Raw genomic sequence first — 22934 nt, 5'->3', positions numbered from 1 at the left:
ACCTATTTGGTCCCGAACATCCGGTCGCCAGCGTCACCTAGTCCAGGCATAATGTAACCCTTTGAGTTCAGCTCACGATCCAGCGCGGCCGTGACGATTTTGACATCTGGGTGCGCCTCTTTCATGCGCGCGACGCCCTCGGGGGCAGCCAGCAGGCATAGAAAGCGGATATCTTTCGCCCCCTGCTCTTTCAGCAAATCAATGGCCGCAGCCGAGCTGTTGCCGGTTGCCAGCATCGGATCAACAGCAATGACCAAACGGTCCGTCAAACCCTCGGGAGCTTTGAAATAGTATTGGACCGGCTTCAGCGTCTCTTCATCCCGATAAAGCCCCACGAACCCCACTCGGGCAGAGGGGATAAGCTCCAGCACGCCGTCCAGCATCCCGTTTCCGGCCCGCAGGATCGATACCAGCGCCAATTTCTTGCCCGCCAGAATGGGAGCGTCCATTTCTTCCATCGGGGTTTCGATATGGCGGGTGGTCAGCGGCATCTCGCGGGTGACCTCATAAGCCAGCAAAAGCGTGATCTCGCGCAGCAACTGCCGGAACACAGCGGTTGAGGTGCCTTTGTCCCGCATGAGCGTCAATTTGTGCTGCACCAGTGGGTGGTCGACGACGGTCAGGTGATCGCTCATGATGTCTCCAGTCTTTTCTTGACCCGCGCGCGGGTCTCTTCATCGCAAAAGGCCGCGTTCAGGGCTGTTTCATTCAGGGCAGCAAAATCTTCGGCTTGCCAGCCGAACGCTGCATTCAGCATCTCATATTCGCGCCGCATCGTGGTATGAAAAAACGGCGGATCGTCAGTGGATACCGTGACGTTGACGCCTGCATCACGCAATTTAGCGATGGGATGTGCGGCAAAATCAGGAAACAGGCCCAGTACCACGTTTGAACCCGGGCAGACCTCAAGCGTTATGCCCCGGTCAACTAACTCGTACACAAGATCCGGGTCTTCGATGGCGCGAACGCCATGGCCTATGCGCTCGACCCCCAAATCACGGACAGCATCCCGAACACTCTCTGGACCGCCAAATTCACCGGCATGGGTCGTCAATCGCAACCCAGCCTCGCGCGCGCAGTCAAAGGCCCATTTGAAATCGCCCTGCGTTCCGACGGATTCGTTGCCGCCCATACCAAATCCGGTAATCCAGTCACCTGCGGTTTCAGCCGCACAATGGGCGCTGGCCTTGGCTTGCTCGGGTCCAAAATGGCGCACGCAAGTGATGACACCACGCAGGGTGATCCCGAATTTGCGCTCGGCCTCGTCTGCGGCGTCCTGAATCGCAGTCAGGTAATCCTTCCATGCATGCAAATCGCCACCGCCGCAGAAATCCGGGCTAAGGAATGTTTCGGAATACACCACACCATTCGCGGCGCTCTCTTCCAGAATGGCCAGCGTCAGGCGGCGGAAATCTTCAGGTGTTTTCAGCACCTCGCACGCAGCCTCATAAACGCTAAGGAAATGGGCAAAGTCGCGGAAATCATAAGAGCCGTCGGGTTTGAATATCCCGCTCAGGTCCACTCGTTTCTCATGGGCCAGTTGGCGTATGAAGCTAGGCGGAGCGGCGCCTTCATGGTGCAAATGTAATTCGATCTTAGGCAGGTCAGCGACTGTCATATAAAAGTCCTTCCCGGCCCTTGCACCGGTATGTTCAGGTGGTGCGCGATACTGGCGGCGATATCGGCAAAGTTCACGGGACCGATCTCGCCCATGCCCTGCCCTGCGATCAGCACGGGCACTTGTTCACGGGTGTGGTCAGTGCCGCTCCAACTGGGGTCGTTGCCGTGGTCTGCGGTCAATAGCATCAGATCACCGGGGCGCAGTTTTTGTAGGATCGCGCCAATTTCACGATCGAACCATTCCAGCGCACGGGCATAGCCGCTGATATCGCGCCGATGGCCATACAGACTGTCGAACTCGACAAAGTTTGCAAATGTCAGACTGCCCTCTTCCGCCTCATCAACGAGGTCCGAAAGGTGGTGCATCAACTCTGCGTCCGAACCCTTTAGCAGCGTGTCGATCCCCTGCATTGAAAATATATCGCCAATCTTGCCCACCGCATGCACACGGCGACCGGCATCCTGTGCCCAATTCGTAAGAACGGGTTCAGGTGGAACGATGGCAAAATCCTTGCGGTTGGTTGTCCGGGTGAACCCCTTTTCGGGCGTTCCGACAAACGGCCGGGCGATAACGCGGCCCACTTTCATCTCGTGCAATCGAGGCGCAAGGGTGCGGCACATATCCAGCAGGCGGTCGAGCCCAAAGCTGTCTTCATGGGCGGCAATCTGGAATACGCTATCGGCAGACGTGTAGCAGATCGGCCAGCCGGTACGTATATGCTCGGCCCCCAGTTCTGAGATGATCGTCGTCCCCGAGGCATGGCGATTGCCCAAAATACCGTCGGTCCCTGCGGCCTTGGCAGCGGCTATACTTAGGGTTTCGGGAAATGCGGGTCGGGTGTCCGGGAAATAGTGCCAATCCCATGGCACTGGCAAACCTGCCAGTTCCCAATGCCCCGAAGGCGTATCCTTGCCGGGTGAGTGTTCGCGGGCGCAACCCCAAAGCCCCGTGGGCGCAGCCTCAAGCCCCGGCGTCGGTACGCCCGAGGCCAGACGGGTCGCCGCCCCCAGCCCCAAGGCATCCAGGTTGGGCAGTTGCAACGGTCCGCTCCGCCCTTCTTCCGCGCGCCCCTCGGCACAAGCTTGTGCTATGTGGGCCACTGTGTTCGCGCCCGTATCAGGTTTGGACCCGTTGAAAAAACGATCGGCATCCGGCGCGCCGCCGATACCCACCGAGTCCATCACCACCAGGAAAGCGCGGCTCATGCGCTGATCCTTTCATGGATTTGAGGCGGTTGTACTACCGGTTCGTCACTCAGCGAAATAGCATCCAGTACCACCGCCGCAGCCCTTTGCGCCGCATCTTCCCGCCCCGCATGAACAACCGCCAACGGAGCGCCTTTGGTCACCTTATCTCCGACCCTCAGAATGCCCGACAAGCCAACCGCCGGATCAATCTCATCGCTCTCGATCTGGCGCCCACCGCCTAGGGCCACGACTGCGAGGCCCAGCGCCTCGCCATCAATAGACGAGATATATCCGCCAAGCGGAGCATGAACTTCCCGGATCACATTGGCCTCCGGCAAAAACCGATCCCATGTGTCAACGAAATGCACCGGTCCACCCACGGCAGCCATCATGCGTCCGAACCGTTCGGCTGCACGACCATCGCGGATCACTTGGGTTATTCTGGTGTTCCCTTCCTCTGCCGTTGCGCACATACCGGCATCCGCCATGAGAACGCCCCCCAACTCGGCCGAGATTTCCGCCAAAGGTGATCCCTGCCCGCTGGTCAAAGCTTTCATCACCTCGGCCACTTCCAGCGCATTGCCAAGTGCGGAAGCGAGGGGCTGGCTCATGTCGGTGATCACTGCGGATGTACGGCAACCAGCGGCATTAGCCGTTTCGGTCAAGGCCTGCGCCAAATTGCGTGCCTCATCGAGTGTCTTCATGAACGCGCCGCTGCCCACCTTAACGTCCAGAACCAACGCATCCGGGCTAGCCGCCAGCTTCTTGGACAGGATTGATGCCGTAATCAGGTCAAGGCTCTCCACCGTCGCCGTCACATCGCGCACCGCATACAGCCGCTTGTCCGCAGGGGCGATCTGGCCCGTTGCCCCCACGATGGCTGCCCCGGTGTCTTTCAGCACTTGCGTCAGTCGCGCCTGCCCGATCTGAGTGGTCACTCCCGGTATGGCCTCGAGCTTGTCCAGAGTGCCCCCGGTATGGCCCAGACCACGCCCCGAGATCATCGGCACATACGCCCCGCATTCCGCCAAAGCCGGGGCAAGCAGCAGGCTGACGCAATCGCCGATCCCACCGGTCGAATGCTTATCGACCACCGGCCCGTCCAAATCCCACGTCAGCACCTCGCCGCTGTCGCGCATGGCAACAGTCAGATCAGCCCGCCCATTGGCCCCCAGACCGCCCATACAGACAGCCATCGCAAAGGCCCCGGCCTGCGCGTCACTGACGCCACCATCGGCCAGGCCTTGCGCGAACCACATTAGTTCGTCACCAGATGGCACCTCCTGACGGCGAAGTTTGGCGATGATCGAGCGCGCATCCATGAAGTCAGACATCCTCCATATGCGACGCGTCGAACGCACCGGGCAATAGATCGGCAATCGTGGTTTTGGTTTCCAGACCATCAACCGTCGCCATCGTAACGACCACATCCCCATTGCCGAATTCGGCCAGTTTCTGACGGCATCCACCACATGGGGGCACCGGCTGCGGGCTGCTGGCGACCACGTAGACCTCGGTCAGTTCTTTTTCACCAGCGGCGACCATTGCCGCGATTGCCCCGGCCTCGGCGCACGTACCTTCGGGGTAAGCAATATTTTCGACATTGCAGCCAAAATAGATCACACCTGAACTGGACCGGATCGCCGCCCCGACCTTGAAATTCGAATAAGGCGCGTGGGCATTTTCCCGAACGGCCAAAGCTGCATCTTTCAAAGACATGGCGAATCCCAATTTTTGATCATCTGGTCAGAATATCATACCCTACTGGAAAGCGACGGGGGAATTGAAGCCCCCTTGACGCCATTATCCACTTCTTCTTGGCCCTAACCCAACGTCGTGTTGAAGGTCCCCGGCAAAGTCACCTCAAGCAGTTCCACATCCTGCGAGGGGTCTGACAGCCGTGTTCGCATTCCCGGCGGGATGACGAAGGCATCGCCCTGTTCCAACCGATAGGGCTCCCGCCCTTCACCCTCAAGAGTCACCTCGCCGGTCATCACGAAGGTAAAGTGTATGTCGGTGTCGTGGCTGGCCCATTGAGGGTTACCCTCGCCCCGGCGCACGACCTGAACGCCCGCCACGCCTTTGGTATTCTCGGCAATCGTCGTGTCACGGCAGATGTAACCGGGCAAGCGGAATGGCAACCAGTCGCCATCATTGGCTTGATTGTAAACGAACCGCTGCCCATCCCATTCCCGATCCGGACGGAAATGCGGGGTGGGCAGTTCCATCTCATGATCAATCTCCGTGACATGCTCGGCTGGGACACCAATCTCGATCACCTGAACGTTGTCTGACGCTTCCAGCACGCGGTGGCGGATTTCAGGCGGCTGAATAAAGCAATCGCCTGCCGTCAGGCGCATCTTGTCGCCCTGATCTTCGTAGACCACATCGACCCAGCCGTGGATGCAGAAGATCAGCTGAAATCCGACTTTGTGGAAATGCACCATATCGGGCACAGGACCGCCATCTGGGATACGTATATGGCTGGCGATAATCGATCCGCCCAGCCGGTCCGGCACGAGATCGCGATAATGCATCCCTGCCCGTCCAATGATCCACGGCGCCTGATCCTTGAGCCTACGGACAACAAAAGAGTGGACCGTATCCGGCATGATCAGCGGCGGGTTCAACTCGTCAATCTCGATCCGGGTGCCGTTTGGGGCTACAAGACTTCGTTGACCTTCTGCAAAACCATCTGGATCGGATGTCAGAATGCGCAACGTTCCCGCCGCTTCAGCTGCATCTTTCTCGATCCGCAAGCGCAGACCGTGACCAGAGAACACGGCAACCCGAGGGTCATCTGCCGGATAGATCATATCCATCCGCATCCCCAGTACCTTGGTATAAAACGGGATATCGTTGCGCAGTTCCTGCGTCGGCAGTCGGATTTCAGCGCGCGTGAGGGAGTCGCCGGTATTGCTGGTCATTCTGTTTCTCTTCGGATTTTGGTTTTGGCCATCCGATCAGAACAGCAGCCAAAATGCCAATCGAAAAGTACATCTCCAGCGTTTCTTCCATCACAAACAAACGTGTAACCATCGCAACCGAAAGGTATTCGTCGAACAATCCGCTGATTTCCTCAAGAAGCTGAGCCAGCACCGCAACACTTCCGGCCAGGAAAAAAATCATCAGAAAAGGCGCGCGGATTTTAATTGCCTTAATTCCGTTCGGTATCCCATGCCAGAGCAAACCACCAATGACGATCGCAGCCAAAACGATCCTTACTGCAGTCACATCAAGCAATAAATCAACCCAGTTTAGCACCACGAAAGGCGCGCTGCCTTCTGTGTACACCTCCGCCTCCAATTCGCGCTCGGCCAACAGCAGGCAGACCACCGCGATGTAAAGCCGCGAGACGCCTCGGAAGCGTACCAACGCGACCAAACCGGCAGCCAGTAACGCAGAGGCCGATATCGTCTCAATCAACCCGCCTTCTTGGATGAAAGTTGCTGCCGGTTGGTGCCAAATCACAACTACGCAAAGAAATGAAACCGCCGAAACAAGCACAACAAAGAAGACATTCCGATTGGCACCAATCCTGATTGAAGGGTTGGCAAATTGCGCACTAGCACAAGCTTTGTCTTCATGACGCATGATAAGGTCCGCCGCTTCTGGTGTCCGTCAGGTTCCCCGGAATTGGCTGTACATAAAAACGATGCAGCAACTCTCAACCAACGTTTCGTTAACGTATCCGTGAGGCCTGTCTCTGACTGCGGTCCGAGGCGACATAGCCAAGCGCTGAGAAATAGTTTAACCATCAAACGAATATTGGAACGGAGTTGTATTACCGATGTCTGACACACCGAACCTGAGACAGGCCGCGCTTGACTATCATGCGCATCCAAAGCCCGGAAAGCTTGAGATCAAGGCAACCAAACCAATGGCAAATGGTCGGGACCTTGCGCGGGCATATTCGCCAGGCGTCGCCGAAGCCAGTCTTGAGATAAAGGACAACGCCGCCAATGCTGAGAAATACACGGCCCGCGGCAATCTTGTTGCAGTTGTGTCAAACGGCACCGCAGTTCTGGGCCTTGGGAATATAGGCGCATTGGCCTCGAAACCGGTGATGGAAGGCAAGGCCGTCCTGTTCAAAAAGTTCGCAGGCATCGATTGCTTTGATATCGAGGTGGATCAGCCTGACCCAGAAAAGCTGGCAGATATCGTCTGTGCTCTGGAGCCCACATTTGGCGCGATCAACCTTGAAGATATCAAGGCACCGGATTGTTTTATTGTCGAAAAACTGTGCCGGGAACGGATGAACATCCCGGTGTTTCATGACGATCAGCACGGCACGGCAATCGTTGTTGGTGCCGCAGCTAAAAACGCCCTGTATGTGGCAGGAAAGAGCTTCGAGGATATCAAAGTAGTTTCGACCGGCGGCGGTGCTGCCGGGATCGCCTGCCTCAGCATGTTGGTGAAGCTCGGCGTCAAACGCGAGAATATCTGGCTCTGTGACATTCACGGGCTGGTCTATGAAGGCCGCGCCGAGGATATGAACCCGCACAAAGACCAGTTTGCACAGAAAACCGATCTGCGCACTCTGGATGATGTGATCGGAGGTGCCGATCTGTTTCTGGGTTTGAGCGGACCAAATGTGCTCAAGCCTGAGATGGTCGAGAAGATGGCCAAGACCCCGATCATCTTTGCGCTGGCCAACCCCACTCCGGAAATCCTGCCACAGGCGGCGCGCGAAGTTGCCCCCGACGCGATCATTGCGACCGGTCGCAGCGATTTTCCGAACCAAGTGAACAATGTGTTGTGCTTCCCGTTTATCTTCCGAGGTGCCCTGGACGTAGGTGCGACTGAAATAAACGACGAGATGCAGATCGCCTGCGTCGACGGCATCGCCGACATGGCCCGCGCGACGACGAGCGCTGAAGCCGCGGCGGCCTATAAGGGTGAGCAGCTGACTTTTGGTCCAGATTACCTGATCCCAAAACCCTTTGACCCGCGCCTAGTGGGGGTCGTTTCGTCATCGGTTGCACAGGCGGCTATGAAGAGCGGGGTCGCAAAACGACCCATTGATGACCTCGAGGCCTACAAAGAGCGCCTGAACCAGACCGTGTTCAAATCTGCACTGTTGATGCGGCCAGTGTTCGAAGCCGCAGCCGTCGCATCGCGTAGAATTGTCTTCGCAGAAGGCGAGGACGAGCGTGTTTTAAGGGCTGCGCAAGCGATATTGGAAGAAACCACGGAAACCCCGATCCTGATCGGGCGACCGGACGTGATCAGCGCACGGTGCGAAAGGCTAGGCCTGACAGTACGACCGGGGCAGGATTTTCAGATCGTGAACCCTCAGGACGATCCCCGTTACTACGATTATTGGAATTCGTACCATCAAATAATGCAGCGTCGGGGCGTCACTCCGGATCTGGCCAAGGCCATCATGCGCACAAACAACACCGCCATTGCAGCAATCATGGTGCATCGCGGTGAGGCGGACAGCATGATCTGTGGCACTTTTGGTGAGTATCGCTGGCATCTTAACTATGTCGAACAGGTTCTGGATGATGGCGATTTGCGCCCGCATGGCGCGCTTTCGCTGATGATTCTGGAAGATGGCCCTCTGTTCATTGCAGACACGCATGTAAGACAATTGCCGACACCAGAAGAACTTGCCGAATCCACCATTGGAGCTGCTCGTCACGTGCGGCGGTTCGGGTTGGAACCCAAGATCGCATTTTGTTCGCAATCGCAATTCGGCAATCAGGCCGAGGGATCAGGCAAGCGGCTGCGGGCTGCGCTTGAGATTCTCGATTCCGAGCCACGCGACTTCAGCTATGAAGGCGAGATGAACCTTGATCTGGCTTTGGATCCTGAATTGCGTGCACGTATCTTCCCGAACTCGCGTTTGGAAGGCTCTGCAAATGTCCTGATCTTCGCCCATGCGGATGCGGCAAGCGGTGTGCGCAATATCCTGAAGATGAAAGCGGACGGGCTTGAGGTAGGTCCAATCCTCATGGGAATGGGAAACAAGGCGCATATCGTAACGCCCTCGATTACGGCCAGGGGACTGCTGAACATGGCGGCCATCGCAGGTACGCCAGTCGCGCACTACGGATAAGCCCAGCGCCTATATCATTACGTATACATGACCGGGCACCAGATTAGGTGCCCGGTTTGATTCTGTTAGCGCCAGAACATTTGCAGCAATAAATTTGCAGATTTGCAAATCTTTGCGTGTGACACTCAGAAATCTGCTCAGATCAGAGGATTTGCAAAAATTTGCAAGCCAAACTGCAAGGTTCTGCAAAGATTTTGCGATAAACTGACGCGCCGTTATGCGCATCGCTTGCTCGAAACATCCACGATGCCTAACACATAGCTCAAGGAATTTGGGAGGAGGCCATCATGGCATATCAGGACGTCTACGAGAGCTGGAAGAACGACCCCGAAGCATTCTGGATGGATGCAGCCAAGGGGATCGATTGGGTTCAAGCGCCCAGCAAAGCTCTGTTTGACGACAATGCGCCTCTTTACGAATGGTTCAGCGATGCCAAGGTAAATACCTGCTGGAACGCCGTTGATCGCCACGTGGAAAATGGTCGTGGTGAGCAAACCGCGATCATCTATGACAGCCCCATTACTCATACCAAACGCGAAATCTCATACGTCGAGTTACGCAATCGGGTTGCTAATCTGGCTGGCGCGCTCCGTGCAAAAGGTATCGAGAAAGGTGACCGCGTCATCATCTACATGCCTATGATCCCCGAAGCGCTGGAGGCAATGCTGGCTTGCGCCCGGCTAGGAGCAGTGCATTCAGTGGTATTCGGCGGCTTTGCCAGCAACGAACTGGCCGTACGTATCGACGATGCGAAACCCAAGGCGATCATCGCTGCCTCATGCGGGATGGAGCCGGGACGCGTTGTGCACTACAAACCTCTGCTGGATGGCGCGATCGATCTGGCCGCCCACAAACCCGAATTTTGCGTAATATTCCAGCGCGAGCAGGAAGTCGCACAACTAATCGAGGGGCGCGACGTCAACTGGCACGGTTTCCAATACGGTACCGAGCCCGCAGAATGTGTACCAGTCAGCGGCAATGATCCAGCCTATATCCTCTATACATCCGGCACCACTGGTGCGCCCAAAGGCGTCGTGCGCCCGACTGCCGGCCATCTGGTCGCACTGAACTGGACGATGAAAAACATCTACAATGTCGATCCTGGAGATGTGTTCTGGGCGGCTTCGGATGTCGGCTGGGTCGTTGGCCATTCCTATATCTGTTATGCCCCGCTGATCCACGGCAACACGACGATTGTTTTTGAAGGCAAGCCCGTCGGAACACCTGACGCCGGAACTTTCTGGCGCGTGATATCCGAACACAAGGTCAAAAGCTTCTTCACCGCCCCAACCGCCATTCGTGCCGTAAAACGCGAAGACCCAAGCGCAGAATTGATGGCGAATTACGATCTATCCTGCCTTAAGGCTCTGTATCTTGCAGGAGAGAGGGCTGATCCAGATACGATCATCTGGGCGCAGGATGCGCTGAAAGTTCCGGTCATCGATCATTGGTGGCAAACCGAAACTGGCTGGACCATCGCTGGCAACCCGCTCGGAATCGAAGAGCTTCCGGTCAAGCTGGGATCACCTGCCAAGCCTATGCCGGGCTATGACGTTCAGATTCTGGACGAGGGCGGCCATCCTATGAAACCGGGCGAGTTGGGCGCGATCGCAGTCAAGCTCCCGCTTCCGCCAGGCACATTGCCAAACCTGTGGAATGCCGAGGCGCGCTTCAGAAAATCCTACCTTGAGCATTTTCCCGGCTATTACGAAACCGGTGATGCGGGCATGATCGACGAAGATGGGTATCTCTATATCATGGCCCGTACCGATGACGTGATCAACGTCGCCGGGCACCGACTTTCGACGGGCGGGATGGAAGAGGTGTTGGCCGCTCACCCCGATGTGGCAGAATGCGCTGTGATTGGGGTATCTGATCAACTGAAAGGCCAGATGCCTGTCGGTTTCCTGTGTCTGAATGCCGGTTCCGATCGGAATCACGCGGAGGTGGTAACCGATGTGGTCCAGATGGTTCGTGACAAAATCGGCCCAGTCGCTGCGTTCAAGAAAGCAGTGGTGGTGGATCGTCTGCCCAAGACACGCTCGGGCAAGATCCTGCGTGGTACGATGGTGTCGATCGCGGATGGCAAGGCGTATAAAATGCCTGCCACAATCGATGACCCAGCAATTCTGGACGAGATCACGGTGGCCCTGCAAACTATCGGCTACGCGCAGTAATTTCACGGTACGATCAAGCGGAGCGCCTTACGGCGCAACCGATTTGCGCTGTCGCGCGTGTGCGAGGCTCTGCCTCGCGCTCCGAGATATTTTTGGCCAGATGAAGGTTGGATCTGTTTTGCGATTGCGGGGCTTGTCATTGGGTCCTCCTCACCTCAGTTTGAGGTGAGGAGGACGAGCATGACACAGGGCGATATCTGGCGTTTTGATGCAACAGAATTGGCTGCGCTGACCCAAGCTGGCGAGTTGAGCACAGAAGAGGTGATCAGTGATGCATTGGAGCGGATGCATCAGGTAAATCCCTCGCTGAATGCTGTCGTGGACGATCTGGGCACAGAAGCGTTAGAGCGTGCATCTGCGCTTGATCAGGCGCGCCGCAAAGGTGCCTCGATTGGGCCGCTGCACGGCGTACCGGTGACCATCAAAGTGAATGTCGACCAGAAGAACCATGCCACAACAAATGGTGTGGTTGCCTTGAAGGATGTCATTGCCCCTGATGACGCCCCGGTGGTTTCAAACTTGCACAATGCGGGGGCCATTTTCATCGGGCGGACCAACACGCCCGAATTCTCGTTCCGCGCTGACACGGATAATCCACTTCATGGGCGCACGCACAATCCTTGGGGCCGCCATATCTCGCCCGGTGGGTCGTCCGGGGGCGCGGGGGCTGCGGTCATGGCGGGCATCGGCGCACTGGCTCATGGCAACGATATCGGAGGTAGCTTGCGGTTCCCTGCTGCAGCCAATGGTGCGGTTACAGTGAAACCGGGGCTGGGCCGCGTACCGGCCTGGAACCCCAGCCAGAATGCAGAACGCGGGATGCTGGCACAATCGATGTCGGTACAGGGCTTGATCACAAGAAGCGCAAAGGACCTGCACCTTTCGATGCCCAGCCTGATCGCCCCGGACGCCCGCGACCCCTTCCATGTGCCAATGCCTTGGCGCGGCGCGGGGCCGGATGTCCCAATCAAAGTTGCGTTCACCAAAAATACGTTCGAATACGCTTTGCACCCCGAAGTGGACAAAGCGCTAAGTACCGCTCGGGAGGCGCTGGTAGATGCCGGATATATAGTTGAAGACATTGATCCGCCGGATGTGTTCGAATGCGGGCGCATCGGCTATCGCGCGCTGATGGGTGAAGTGCTGACGTTGATGAAAAACGATATCGAGGCAGCCGGGTCTCAAACCATCCGTGATATTTTCGAGGTTTATTTTCAGGAGTTTCCTCCGATCGTAGGCGACGAACTGATTCAGGCGTTGGCGCAACGCAGCCATTATGCGCGCCAATGGTCGCTATTCATGCAGAAATATCCTTTGGTCCTGTCTCCATTCCTGCCGCAGCCGTTCTTTAAACCTGATCGCGATACCGAAGGTGCCGAAGGCGTTCATGAGGTGTTAGGATGCGCGGTCTATTCTTATGCGATGAATTTCCTCGGGCTGCCCGCCGCCAGCGTTCCCGCGCGCTTGGCCGAATTGCCGAATGGGCCGCAACCGATCAATGTTCAGATTGCTGCTCGACGCTGGCGTGAGGATATGGCGGTGGATGCAGCGGTCGCGATCGAAGCGCGTGTGGGGCAGATGGCTCCGATTCTGTGGGATCGAATGAGCGCGCAAACCTGAGACATCGTCACTCAGGCCTCACAAATGAAATAGACCCCGGGATTTTGTCCCGGGGTCCGCATACTAAAATATGCCCGGATTAAGATGACGAGCGTAGCACCACCCACCCTCGCCAGCGCGAAAACTGCGCAACCATTCGAAAACACCTTTAGATGGCCACTCACTTCCACCTCGGCGTGTTCTCCGGGCAACTTGAAGTTAACAAACCCTTATCGCGTTGCATGTGAACTGGTTCACACAAGCGGTGGAAAAATGATCAACACGCTGAGATTTAAGTAAATTGTTCAGAGATCAACCGTTCTTCCAGGCCGTGGCCAGGGTCAAATAGAATACGATGCTGGATCGCAATCTCAGACCTGATCTCGACCCAAGCGATATCCGGAAACGATATGGAGTCGGCCGCAACGATAACCGGGCGTTTGTCAGCCTCGATCACATCGAATCTGACTTTCGCAACTTTCGGCAGCAAGGCGCCACGCCACCGCCGGGGGCGAAACGCGGCGATTGGCGTCAATGCCAGAACGTCCGCGCCAATGGGTACAATGGGTCCGTGAGCGGAATAGTTATATGCGGTTGAACCCGCCGGCGTGGCAAGCAATGCACCATCACACACGAGTTCGGCCATACGTACCCGCCCATCCACGCTGATCCGCAGCCGCGCTGCCTGCGGCCCCGCGCGAAGCAGCGAAATCTCGTTGATTGCAAGTGCTTGGTGCTTTTGGCCCGCCTGGTCCATTGCAGTCATCGCCAGTGGATTGATGACTTCTTCCTCTGCCTCTGCTAGCCGGGCCATCAGATCAACTTCGGCATATTCGTTCATCAGAAACCCGATGGTACCGCGATTCATTCCGTAAACCGGCTTGTCCAAGTGCTGGACGCCCTGCAATGTCTGAAGCATGAAGCCATCACCACCCAGCGCCACCACAACATCTGCGTCTCTCGGCGCTGCATTTCCGTAGCGCGCGACAAGCGCATCCCGGGCGGTCTGCGCAACCTTGGCATCGCTGGCCAGAAAGGCGATTCTCTTTGTCATGTTTTATAGTTTCCAGTGCTGCACATTTGGTTCCGAAACAAACATACCTTTCCGCAATAGGCCAGAGTTGACGCCATAGAGGGCCATTTCGTCGCTTTACAACCTTTCTGACACACGTCGTTTCCGATAGGAAATCCGCCAGATACACCCTAGCCATGCGGAGCGCACATGAACGCCAATCTTCGTGACAACGGATTTTTCACCCAGTCCCTCGCGGATCGTGACCCCGAGCTGTTCGGCTCGATCACATCTGAATTGGGCCGCCAGCGCGACGAGATCGAACTGATCGCCTCGGAGAACATCGTCTCTGCCGCCGTGATGGAGGCGCAGGGCTCGGTCATGACCAACAAATATGCCGAAGGTTATCCGGGCCGCCGGTACTATGGCGGTTGTCAGTTCGTCGACATTGCCGAGAACCTGGCTATCGACCGTGCCAAGCAGTTGTTTGGGTGTGAGTTTGCCAACGTCCAACCGAATTCGGGATCGCAGGCGAACCAAGGTGTATTTCAGGCGCTGATCAAGCCCGGTGACACCATTCTAGGAATGTCGCTGGATGCAGGTGGTCACCTGACCCATGGTGCGGCGCCGAACCAGTCGGGCAAGTGGTTCAACGCGGTACATTATGGCGTGCGCAAGCAGGACAACCTGATCGACTATGATCAGATCGAAGTGCTGGCAAAGGAACATAACCCCAAGCTGATCATCGCCGGAGGCTCGGCCATCCCGCGCGTCATCGATTTTGCCCGCATGCGTGAAATCGCCGATATGGTCGGCGCCTATCTGCATGTGGACATGGCCCATATCGCCGGTCTGGTTGCCGCAGGCGCGCACCCTTCGCCCTTCCCGCATGCGCATGTGGCCACCACCACCACGCATAAAACCCTGCGCGGCCCGCGCGGCGGCATGATCCTGACCAATGATGAAGCGATTGCCAAAAAGGTAAACTCGGCCATCTTCCCGGGCATTCAGGGTGGCCCACTGATGCATGTGATTGCTGGCAAGGCCGTTGCCTTTGGCGAGGCACTGCGTCCTGAGTTCAAGGACTATATCAAGCAGGTCGTTGTGAATGCGCAGGCCCTTTCAGATCAGCTGATCAAGGGTGGCCTGGACACTGTGACCCACGGCACCGATACCCATGTGGTTCTTGTCGACCTGCGCCCCAAAGGCGTTAAAGGCAACGCAACCGAGAAAGCTTTGGGGCGGGCACATATCACCTGCAACAAGAACGGTGTGCCGTTCGACCCCGAAAAGCCGACGATCACCAGCGGTATCCGTCTGGGCTCGCCCGCCGGAACCACCCGCGGTTTTGGTGAGGCCGAGTTCCGCCAGATCGCAGACTGGATCATCGAAGTGGTCGACGGTCTGGCCGCAAATGGCGAAGACGGAAACGGTGCGGTCGAAGCCAAAGTCAAAGCCGAAGTCGCCGAACTTTGCGCGCGCTACCCGCTTTATCCGAATCTCTGATCCAATACGGATCTTAGAACAGAAAACGGCGCCCTGATCGGCGCCGTTTTTCTTTGAGGCGTGCAGCGGTCAGATATACCCGCGCCATCGTAGTACGAACACAGCCAACGCCGCCAACACGATCAGGCCCAACGCAAGCGAACCAAGAAAGCTCAGGAACCATCCCCAACGTCGATCTGCCAGATTGATCGCGTTCAGGTGGCCTTGCACCTCGTCCGACGCTTTTTCGAGCCGGGGCATATCCAAAACCATCCGCAGTTTGGGATGCTCGGCCATCTGCTCGGCCTCTGCCAGAACCAAGGCCTGTTTATAGACCTTGCGCGGCAAACGCCGCTTTGCGCGCCGGACCGAGGCAATCAGGGTCTTGTCTTTCACGCCAAGCTTTTTACGCAGCAACCGAATGGTCTCTGCGATCCGGGTCTGGATATCGATTTCCTGTGTCATTGGCGCCTCCTGACGGGACAATGTAGCCGCGCGTCACACCGGCGACAATGGGGCTGGTTGTTCCGCGCGGTGACGCGTATCACAGAAGCATGCTGAATACGATCATCCATGGCGACCCGACCGATCATCCGCCCCTGCTGATAGCGCATGGCCTCTATGGTTCGGCGCGCAACTGGGGAGTCATTGCGCGGCGACTGTCGGACGAAAGACAGGTGATCGCCGTCGATATGCGCAATCACGCCTACAGCTTTTGGGATGCTCAGCATGGCTACCCGGAATTGGCGCATGATCTGGCAAAGGTCATCGACAGCGTTGGCGGCATCGCCGATATCGTCGGGCATTCCATGGGTGGAAAAGCTTCGATGGTGCTGGCGCTGGAATATGGCGAGCTGGTGCGCAAGCTGGTCGTCGCAGACATCGCACCAGTGGCATACAGCCACAGCCAGATTCAATTCATCGAGGCAATGCGGGCGGTCGATATGTCCCGCGTTCAGCGTCGTTCAGATGCCGAAGCACAGCTGGCCGATCTGGGCGTCGAAAAGGCGCTGCAGAGCTTTTTTACGCAGTCTTTGGATGTTGAGGGAGGCCGCTGGCGGCTGAACCTAGATGTACTGGCCAGCGAAATGCCAAAGATCATGGGCTTCCCCGAGATTTCGACCCATTGGGACGGCCCTGCTCTGTTCCTGTCCGGCGCAGCATCAGATTATGTGCAGCCCGAACACCGAGAGCAGATTCGCACCCTGTTTCCTGCAGCTCGCTTCGCCAAAATTCCCGGTGCGGGGCACTGGCTGCACGCCGAGAAACCCCGCGAATTCGAAGCTGCAGTCAGGACCTTCTTTAACGCTTAATCAAGCGCCTTGATACAGGCGTTTTGCCACCAGCCACGACACCGGCGCGGCAACAACCGCCCCTGCTGCTGCGGCGGAAACGATGGCCATCCAGGTCACCATTCCAACCGCTAGGACCGCAATCACGGCAGAACCCGCGATGGCTGTGGCGATCAAAGAATAAAGCGTGGCTGCTAGGCGTATCATGGCCAGTATCCTGTGTTTAAGCTTCTGGCCTTTACATTACAGCAACGGAATATGTGTGACTTTGATTTGGGTCAGATATGTAGCTACATCCCGCGATCCATTGGCCCGGTCGCCTCGCCGCCGCCATTCACCCAATCCGCAAACCCGCCCAGATTGTAGACGTGTAAATACCCCATATCCTTAAGCAGTTTCCCAGCCAGCGCCGCCCTGCCACCCGATGCACAATGCAGGATGATCACCCGGTCCTTGCGCAGTTCCGCGTCATGGGAAGGCAGCTCGGGATCGGCTCGAAACTCCAACATCCCGCGCGGGATATGATGCGAGCCGACCGCGCGCCCTGTCCTTTCAAGTTCAGGCGCATCGCGAATATCCAACAACAAGGCACCCTGCCCGATCAGTTCTTTGGCCCGGCTGGCATCGATACGCTCAACCACCGCGTTTGCAGCTTGCATCATGTCTTTGACCGTCAATGGCATTTGCGCCCCTCCAGGAAATGAATCCGTGAAAGGCTAACATGCAGAAAATTGAAGGTGTAGACACTCAGGCGCTTAATGTTCGCGGAAAGCACGCGACATACTGTCAACCACCGGCTTGGCGATATAGGCCGCAAAGGTGCGTTCCTCGGTCTGGATCATGATCTCGGCGGGCATTCCGGGTGTCGGCACGAAGCCCCGCACGCGACCCATCTCTTCCGTGGTCAGAGAAATGCGCGCCAGATAGACCTCTTGCGGCATACCGGCAGAATCCTCGACAAGCGAGTCAGCCGAGACGTAATAGACCTCGCCCTCAAGCACTGGGGTTGTCCGTTGATTGAGCGCGACTAGGCGCACCGTCGCGATCTGCCCGGTGACCACGCTGTCGATCTCGGTACGCGGGATCTGCGCTTCGATGATCAATGGCGCATCGGCGGGCAGAATCTCAGCAATCTGTTCGCCAGTTTCGATCACCCCGCCCGGCGTGTGGTGATGAAGTCGCACCACTGTGCCTGTCACCGGAGCACGCACAACGGCACGGGCCAGAACGCTACGGGCCTGACGGGCTTTTTCACGCACACTTTCAAGATCGGCTTCAATAACGCCCAACTCGTCCAGCGCAGCCTCGCGGTAGGCTGAGCGGGTGCGCAGAATCTGCTCTTCATACTTCAGCAGCATCTGGTTTACCTCAGCCGTTTCTGCGCGCAAACGCGCCAGTTGACCTTCGGCTTCGGCCTGCACCCGGCGGATCGTGTTCAGATCACCTTTGCGCACTAATCCTTTTTCAAACAACGAATATTTGGTCTCGTATTCTTCCTCGAGAATCTCTGATCGCCTTTCCATGCTGACCAATTGTGCTTCAAATCCTGACGCACGAATTTTCAACGCCTCCATGTTGCGCTGCAGCAAAGCAATATCGTTCAGCAGCGTCTTTCGCGATACATCAAAGCTGAGTTTCTGATTGTCGAGGATCGTCATGACCTCGACGTCGTCCGATGCTTCGATCAATCCGGGCGAAAACACGAGGGTTTCCTGTTCGCTATGCTCAGCCAGCAACCGTTCGGTCATGGCTTGAAGGCGAAGTTTGCGAATGAATAATTCGCGTTCACTCGCCTCGGCCGAGGTCTGATCCAAAGTCATCATGATCTGTCCGGCTTGAACAGATTCACCTTCCGAGACCAGAATGTTCTCGATGATACCGCCTTCCAAATGCTGCACGATCTTGTTGCGGCCGGTCGCGACAAAGCTGCCTTGCGCGATGACTGCAGCGGCCAGAGGTGCACGGAAGGACCAGACGCCAAAGCCGCCAAAACAGACAATAAGCATGATAAAGCCAATCACGATGAATTTGGTGATCGAGCGCGGAACCTCAGAGTACCAAAGACCGCCTTCATCGGTGCGTGCCACGTCGTTCATCGCTTAATCCCCCTTGCCCTGTATTTCGGGCGGTTGCTGGCGCGGCCCGTTGAGCTGTTCCAGCACCTGTTCGCGCTGCCCGAACAGCGCCACGCGCCCATCGGTCAGCAGCATGATCTTGTCGACAACATTCAACAGAGTCGGCTTTTGCGTAATCACTACAACGGTGATCTTGCTTTCCTTTGCTTGCTGAATCGCGCGCGCAAGCGCCTTGTCACCTGCCACGTCGAGGTTCGAATTCGGCTCATCCAGAACAACCAAACGCGGGTTGCCGAAGAAGGCACGCGCCAAAGCAATACGCTGCTTCTGGCCACCTGAGAGAGGTGAGCCGTCGGCGGCCACAACAGTCTCATACCCCTGCGGCAGCGTTGCGATCATATTGTGCACGTCGGCCAAAACGGCAGCATCGTGGATCTGCTCATCCGTGGCATCGGCACGCATCCGGCCAATATTGTCTTTGATGCTGCCGGGGAACAGCTGTACGTCTTGCGGCAGATAGCCAATATTTTCGCCAAACTGGCGGGGATCCCAGTTGCGGATATCCATCAGGTCCAGCCGCACACTGCCCGAGGTCGGCAGGATCGAACCCACCAGCGTTTTACCAAGTGTCGTTTTGCCTGCGCCTGAATTCCCGATGATCGCCAGAGTTTCACCAGGGTTCAGCGCAAAGGTAATCCCGTTCAGAACCACCCGCTTGGTGCCGCCTGGGACATATAGCAGGCGTTCGACATCCAACCGCCCCTCAGGTCGTGGTAGGCGCAGTTTTTCATATTGCAGGGCCGAGTTCGACAGCAGAGCCTTGATCCGCCCAAAAGCGCCGCGCGTAAGCAGGAAGGTATTCCAACCCTCGATTGATCCTTCGATCGGCGCGAAAGCCCGCCCCGCGATGATCGAGGCGGCGATGACCATACCGCCGGTAATTTCACCTTGAAGGGCCAGAAAGGCGCCCCAGCCCAGAATGCCGATCTGCGTCAAAAGACGGACGGCACGTGAAATGGCCGCGAAGATCACGTTACGATCCTGCGCCTTGACCTGCCATGTCAGCGATTGTGCGGTGTCACGCCCCCAGATGCGCACTGCCTCGGGGATCATCGCTAAAGCGTTGATGATCTGACTGTTGCGCGACATTGAATCCAGATGCTGGTTCGCCAGGGATTGCGCCTGGTTGGCCTTTGCAAAGGGCTTGGCGGTCATTTTCTGGTTGATCAGCGCGATAATCATCAGGATCACAGCGGTCGTCACCACAATCATGCCAAGTTGCGGGTGCACTAGAAAAATCATCAGTATGAATAGCGGTGCAAATGGTACATCCAGAAATGAGATCAGAGTGCCCGAGACCAGAAAGCCCCGCACCTGTTGCAGATCCCCAAGTGTCTGATATTCGCGTCCGTTGCCGTGCAGCGAGGCATGGGCCGCAGCGCTAAGAACCGGGGCCCCAAGACGGGCGGCGACCTCGACCGCTGTACGCATCAGCATGAACCGACGAACGGCATCAAATGCGGCTTGAAAAATGACTGCTCCGGCAACGATTGCCGTCAGCATGATCAACGTATCCAGCGAGCGACTAGTCAGAACCCGGTCACTGATCTGAAACAGGTAGATCGGGATCGCTAGGATCAGGACGTTGGTCGCGCAGGTCAGTACCAGCACGAAGGCCAGATTGCGCCAAATCGCGCGCAGTGAGGTACGCAGCGTCTTCTGGAAATCTTCAGGCGGCGTGCGTTTGTGGAATGTTTGGGGTGGCCCCTTGCCATCGCCACCACCCGTCCCCGGGCGCAGCAAGGGTTGGTTGGCCTTGGCCTCGATCGTGGTGCCCATGCGGTCTTTACCATCCGACGGCGCAGAGGGGGTCATGCGTGCAGTCGATTGGTCGGCGGTTTCACAATCGGGGGCTTCGGTATCGGCCACCCCAGTGTCGCCACCCGCAGGATCCTTATCTTGCGCGGGCCGCGACGACGCGCGCCGAAGGGGAGAACCAGCGCGCGGTTGTGATGTTTGATCCAACTGCTCTGCCTGGGTCTGCCCCGGATTATCCGGTTGTGTCGTCGCCTGAGGCGCTTCTGATTGCCGCGATCGTTTCGCGGGCCCGGCAACCGGGGTGTCACTTGCTTCCGGGGTCTCTGGTTTGCTTTCGGGTTCCGCCAGTTGCATATCACTTGTCAAACGCAGGCGGGACGCTGTTTTTGCAAGTTTACTTTCATTTGGTTTTGCTACCCGATTTCGGGGTTCCAGGGTCAATGGGCCTCCGCCTCCGTGCCGGTCCAATGGACTTGCAAAACGGGTGCGGCGCGACGAAAAAACGATCGACATAAACTAACCTTCCGGTCACTCGTAAATCAGGAAATATTAGGCCAGCATGGTCTGCAGGCCATCGGAGGAATTCGCCATTTCGCTTGGCGTGAGATCGTTACCGTTAGGCCCAATGCCATTGTCGTGACCTGGCATACCCGCCTCTTCCATGATGGCGGCGATTGCCTCGTTGGTCATCTCGGCGATGTCCTCATTCGTGGGCATGTCAAGCAGGCTTGCCTGATGCAGTAGCAGGTCAGAAAATGCCCCATCCTGAGCCATAACAACCGAATCCACGCCGGCCTTGGTTACATTGGCGGCGTTCAGCATCGCATTGCTGCCTGCCAGAACCTCGGTCTCGTCCGCGTGGGGACCATTCAGATATACGTCATCCTGATCGGCAAGCATCGTCGATTGCTCGGCCACGTTGACCTGAACCAGCGATCCATCGATCTTGAGGACCCGCATCTGCTCCATGCCAGCAAACATCGGATCGTTCATTAGCGCCTCTTCCAGCGCTGCCATGTCGTCCTCGCCCATGGTCATGGCGTCGGCCATGGAGTCGTGCATCGCCTGATACGTATCTTCGCCTTCTTTCTTGAGAGAAACCTCGTTCATAACCAGGTTCTCGTCCGATCCATCGATGGGTCCGGGCAATCCGCCCATCACCACATCGTCATCCAATAATACGTGCGTCTGGACAAACGCATCGACCGATATCATGTCACCTTCGATCATGATCAGGTCATAATAACTGCCAAGTTGAAGAATATTGGTGACATCAATCAACTCGTTGTCGCCTAATGCGTACAGCGTGGTCGTCGCGTTAATCTCGGTATCAATATGATCGATATCCGTTGCGTCGATGTCCTGCTTGACAAAATTAGCAACGATCAGGTCGGTCGTAATCCAATCAACATGCACATATGCCGGGGCATCGTCTTCACTTGAACCTGTCTTAAGCCAAGGGGCTGAGTTGCCTTCGACCTCGATCGTCGACGAGTGCACCACATTGGTGCCCGAGCCGCCATTCGTGCCCTTGTCTGTGTCAGATACAACGGCGACCTGGCTCACCATGGCCAGTTCGATTGCTTTTCCACCGACCGCAATATAAGGCGCATCGACCCAGGCCACAGTTGCGTTCAACTCGTTGATCGCAAGGTTGCCGCCTGCGATCACCGTGTGACCTTCGGCAAATTCGTCTTCCTCGTCCTGAGCCCATTCTGCGGGCATCATATCGGGTGTTTCGTCGTCCTCTTCCTCGTCCGGTCTATGATGCGCAGGCAGAAGATCTTCCCATTCCGGGGCTTCGTCCACATACTCACCATTGACGATCACGCCCATCGCGTCTTCGCCGTGGAACTGATAAACAACCGCGCCTTCAACTTCGACATTGATCGGGGCCAACATCGCTTCGGCCAAAGACTCGACGTATTCAACCGACAAGTAGTCCGAGATCGAGAACGAGGGCACGGCAAACGCGTGCATCGATGCTGCGACCTGCGCAGCCGCCTCGGCCAATGCGATCAACTGATCGACATCGCGGAAATCTCCCTCGCCGACAACGTCATTGTCGCGTAGGAAAATCGTCTGGAACGTGTAGGTCACAGCAGACCCGATAAGCTCTGTCACAATCTCCAGCTGCTGCTCGATCACAAACGTTGCACCTAGGCCGGTTGTCGCTTCGGGTAACGGCGGACCGTCTGCGAGTGGTGGTTCAAGTACAACGACCGTTTCAAATTCAGGGCCGTCGGTTGGGGGTGGAAGTTCAGGAGTGGCGGGGGGGGTGTCAAACCGATAGGAAAGCGGACCATATTTGCCTGGGTCCAATTCAAGATCTGCCTTGATCCGGGTCTTTGCGGGTTCTTCCAGTTCGTCCAGTTCCGCCTTGCGCCGCATGGCGGTGAACTCTTCGTACTGATCCCTCAACCGGGCTTTTTCAATCGTAAGATCAAAAGATCCAATAAAGTGTGCAATCTTTTCGGTAACACTATCGAATGACATTTCGATGATCCCTTACCCCCTTGCCGACTAAAATTTCCGGTTCGGGATTTGCTGGGCCGAGGCCACATTACGCGGCCCCGGCGATTTCATTGAACGGGGGCCGATAAT

The 22934-nt window shown here is 56.9% G+C and carries 19 protein-coding genes; 5 read left to right on the top strand and 14 right to left on the bottom strand.

Going from position 1 to position 22934, the window contains the following annotated elements:
* Nucleotides 1–2: 2 nt before the first annotated feature.
* From upp to ACR0DE_RS07905, 7 genes are all read right to left on the bottom strand, one after another.
* On the bottom strand, nt 3–635 hold the full coding sequence (gene upp / locus ACR0DE_RS07935) for a uracil phosphoribosyltransferase (protein WP_170391930.1): 633 nt from the start codon (nt 633–635) through the stop codon (nt 3–5).
* Nucleotides 632–1618 (bottom strand): adenosine deaminase, encoded by a 987-nt coding sequence (locus ACR0DE_RS07930; RefSeq protein ID WP_170401310.1) that lies wholly within the window; start codon nt 1616–1618, stop codon nt 632–634. The genes upp and ACR0DE_RS07930 overlap by 4 nt, the downstream gene beginning before the upstream one ends.
* On the bottom strand, nt 1615–2826 hold the full coding sequence (locus ACR0DE_RS07925) for a phosphopentomutase (RefSeq protein ID WP_480752467.1): 1212 nt from the start codon (nt 2824–2826) through the stop codon (nt 1615–1617). The genes ACR0DE_RS07930 and ACR0DE_RS07925 overlap by 4 nt, the downstream gene beginning before the upstream one ends.
* A complete protein-coding gene (locus tag ACR0DE_RS07920) occupies nt 2823–4130 on the bottom strand; it encodes a thymidine phosphorylase (RefSeq protein ID WP_480752581.1) in 1308 nt (435 codons plus the stop codon). The genes ACR0DE_RS07925 and ACR0DE_RS07920 overlap by 4 nt, the downstream gene beginning before the upstream one ends.
* 4 nt (nt 4131–4134) lie before the next feature.
* The gene (locus ACR0DE_RS07915; protein WP_170391936.1) at nt 4135–4527 is read right to left on the bottom strand and encodes a cytidine deaminase; all 393 of its coding nucleotides are present in this window, start codon (nt 4525–4527) and stop codon (nt 4135–4137) included.
* 104 nt (nt 4528–4631) lie between these two features.
* Nucleotides 4632–5735 (bottom strand): cupin domain-containing protein, encoded by a 1104-nt coding sequence (locus tag ACR0DE_RS07910; RefSeq protein ID WP_480752466.1) that lies wholly within the window; start codon nt 5733–5735, stop codon nt 4632–4634.
* Nucleotides 5698–6129 carry a hypothetical protein gene (locus tag ACR0DE_RS07905; RefSeq protein WP_480752465.1) on the bottom strand — a complete coding sequence of 144 codons (432 nt, stop codon included), beginning with the start codon at nt 6127–6129 and terminating at the stop codon, nt 5698–5700. Before ACR0DE_RS07905 ends, ACR0DE_RS07910 begins: the two co-directional genes overlap by 38 nt.
* 469 nt (nt 6130–6598) lie before the next feature.
* Between ACR0DE_RS07905 and ACR0DE_RS07900 the strand changes: the two genes are divergently transcribed.
* From ACR0DE_RS07900 to ACR0DE_RS07890, 3 genes are all read left to right on the top strand, one after another.
* A complete protein-coding gene (locus tag ACR0DE_RS07900; RefSeq protein ID WP_170401318.1) occupies nt 6599–8872 on the top strand; it encodes an NADP-dependent malic enzyme in 2274 nt (757 codons plus the stop codon).
* A 287-nt stretch (nt 8873–9159) separates the two neighbouring features.
* The gene (gene prpE, locus ACR0DE_RS07895; RefSeq protein WP_480706678.1) at nt 9160–11049 is read left to right on the top strand and encodes a propionate-CoA ligase PrpE; all 1890 of its coding nucleotides are present in this window, start codon (nt 9160–9162) and stop codon (nt 11047–11049) included.
* A gap of 180 nt (nt 11050–11229) precedes the next feature.
* Nucleotides 11230–12669 carry an amidase family protein gene (locus ACR0DE_RS07890; protein WP_480752464.1) on the top strand — a complete coding sequence of 480 codons (1440 nt, stop codon included), beginning with the start codon at nt 11230–11232 and terminating at the stop codon, nt 12667–12669.
* A 271-nt stretch (nt 12670–12940) separates the two neighbouring features.
* On the opposite strand, the gene ACR0DE_RS07885 is transcribed toward ACR0DE_RS07890, so the two are convergent.
* Nucleotides 12941–13702: an NAD kinase gene (locus tag ACR0DE_RS07885; protein WP_480752463.1), complete on the bottom strand. Its 762-nt coding sequence runs from the start codon at nt 13700–13702 to the stop codon at nt 12941–12943.
* A gap of 168 nt (nt 13703–13870) precedes the next feature.
* Between ACR0DE_RS07885 and glyA the strand changes: the two genes are divergently transcribed.
* On the top strand, nt 13871–15166 hold the full coding sequence (glyA, locus tag ACR0DE_RS07880; RefSeq protein ID WP_170648058.1) for a serine hydroxymethyltransferase: 1296 nt from the start codon (nt 13871–13873) through the stop codon (nt 15164–15166).
* Between the two features lie 69 nt (nt 15167–15235).
* Here glyA and ACR0DE_RS07875 read toward each other — a convergent pair whose 3' ends face one another.
* The gene (locus ACR0DE_RS07875; protein ID WP_170391953.1) at nt 15236–15610 is read right to left on the bottom strand and encodes a hypothetical protein; all 375 of its coding nucleotides are present in this window, start codon (nt 15608–15610) and stop codon (nt 15236–15238) included.
* 89 nt (nt 15611–15699) lie between these two features.
* Here ACR0DE_RS07875 and ACR0DE_RS07870 point away from each other — a divergent pair, with 89 nt between their 5' ends.
* Nucleotides 15700–16458 (top strand): alpha/beta fold hydrolase, encoded by a 759-nt coding sequence (locus ACR0DE_RS07870; RefSeq protein WP_480752462.1) that lies wholly within the window; start codon nt 15700–15702, stop codon nt 16456–16458.
* Here ACR0DE_RS07870 and ACR0DE_RS07865 read toward each other — a convergent pair whose 3' ends face one another.
* From ACR0DE_RS07865 to ACR0DE_RS07845, 5 genes are all read right to left on the bottom strand, one after another.
* Entirely contained in the window at nt 16459–16644 is a 186-nt protein-coding gene (locus ACR0DE_RS07865) for a hypothetical protein (RefSeq protein ID WP_170391965.1), read from the bottom strand.
* Between the two features lie 83 nt (nt 16645–16727).
* Nucleotides 16728–17120 carry a rhodanese-like domain-containing protein gene (locus ACR0DE_RS07860; protein WP_170420870.1) on the bottom strand — a complete coding sequence of 131 codons (393 nt, stop codon included), beginning with the start codon at nt 17118–17120 and terminating at the stop codon, nt 16728–16730.
* Between the two features lie 72 nt (nt 17121–17192).
* On the bottom strand, nt 17193–18533 hold the full coding sequence (locus tag ACR0DE_RS07855; RefSeq protein ID WP_170391969.1) for an HlyD family type I secretion periplasmic adaptor subunit: 1341 nt from the start codon (nt 18531–18533) through the stop codon (nt 17193–17195).
* Nucleotides 18534–18536: 3 nt separating this feature from the next.
* A complete protein-coding gene (locus ACR0DE_RS07850) occupies nt 18537–20843 on the bottom strand; it encodes a type I secretion system permease/ATPase (protein ID WP_170662023.1) in 2307 nt (768 codons plus the stop codon).
* Nucleotides 20844–20879: 36 nt separating this feature from the next.
* Nucleotides 20880–22826: a type I secretion protein gene (locus ACR0DE_RS07845; protein ID WP_480752461.1), complete on the bottom strand. Its 1947-nt coding sequence runs from the start codon at nt 22824–22826 to the stop codon at nt 20880–20882.
* Nucleotides 22827–22934 lie beyond the last annotated feature (108 nt).

Source organism: Ruegeria sp. C10 (assembly GCF_056537805.1).
This window is presented reverse-complemented; position numbering and strand designations above follow the sequence as displayed.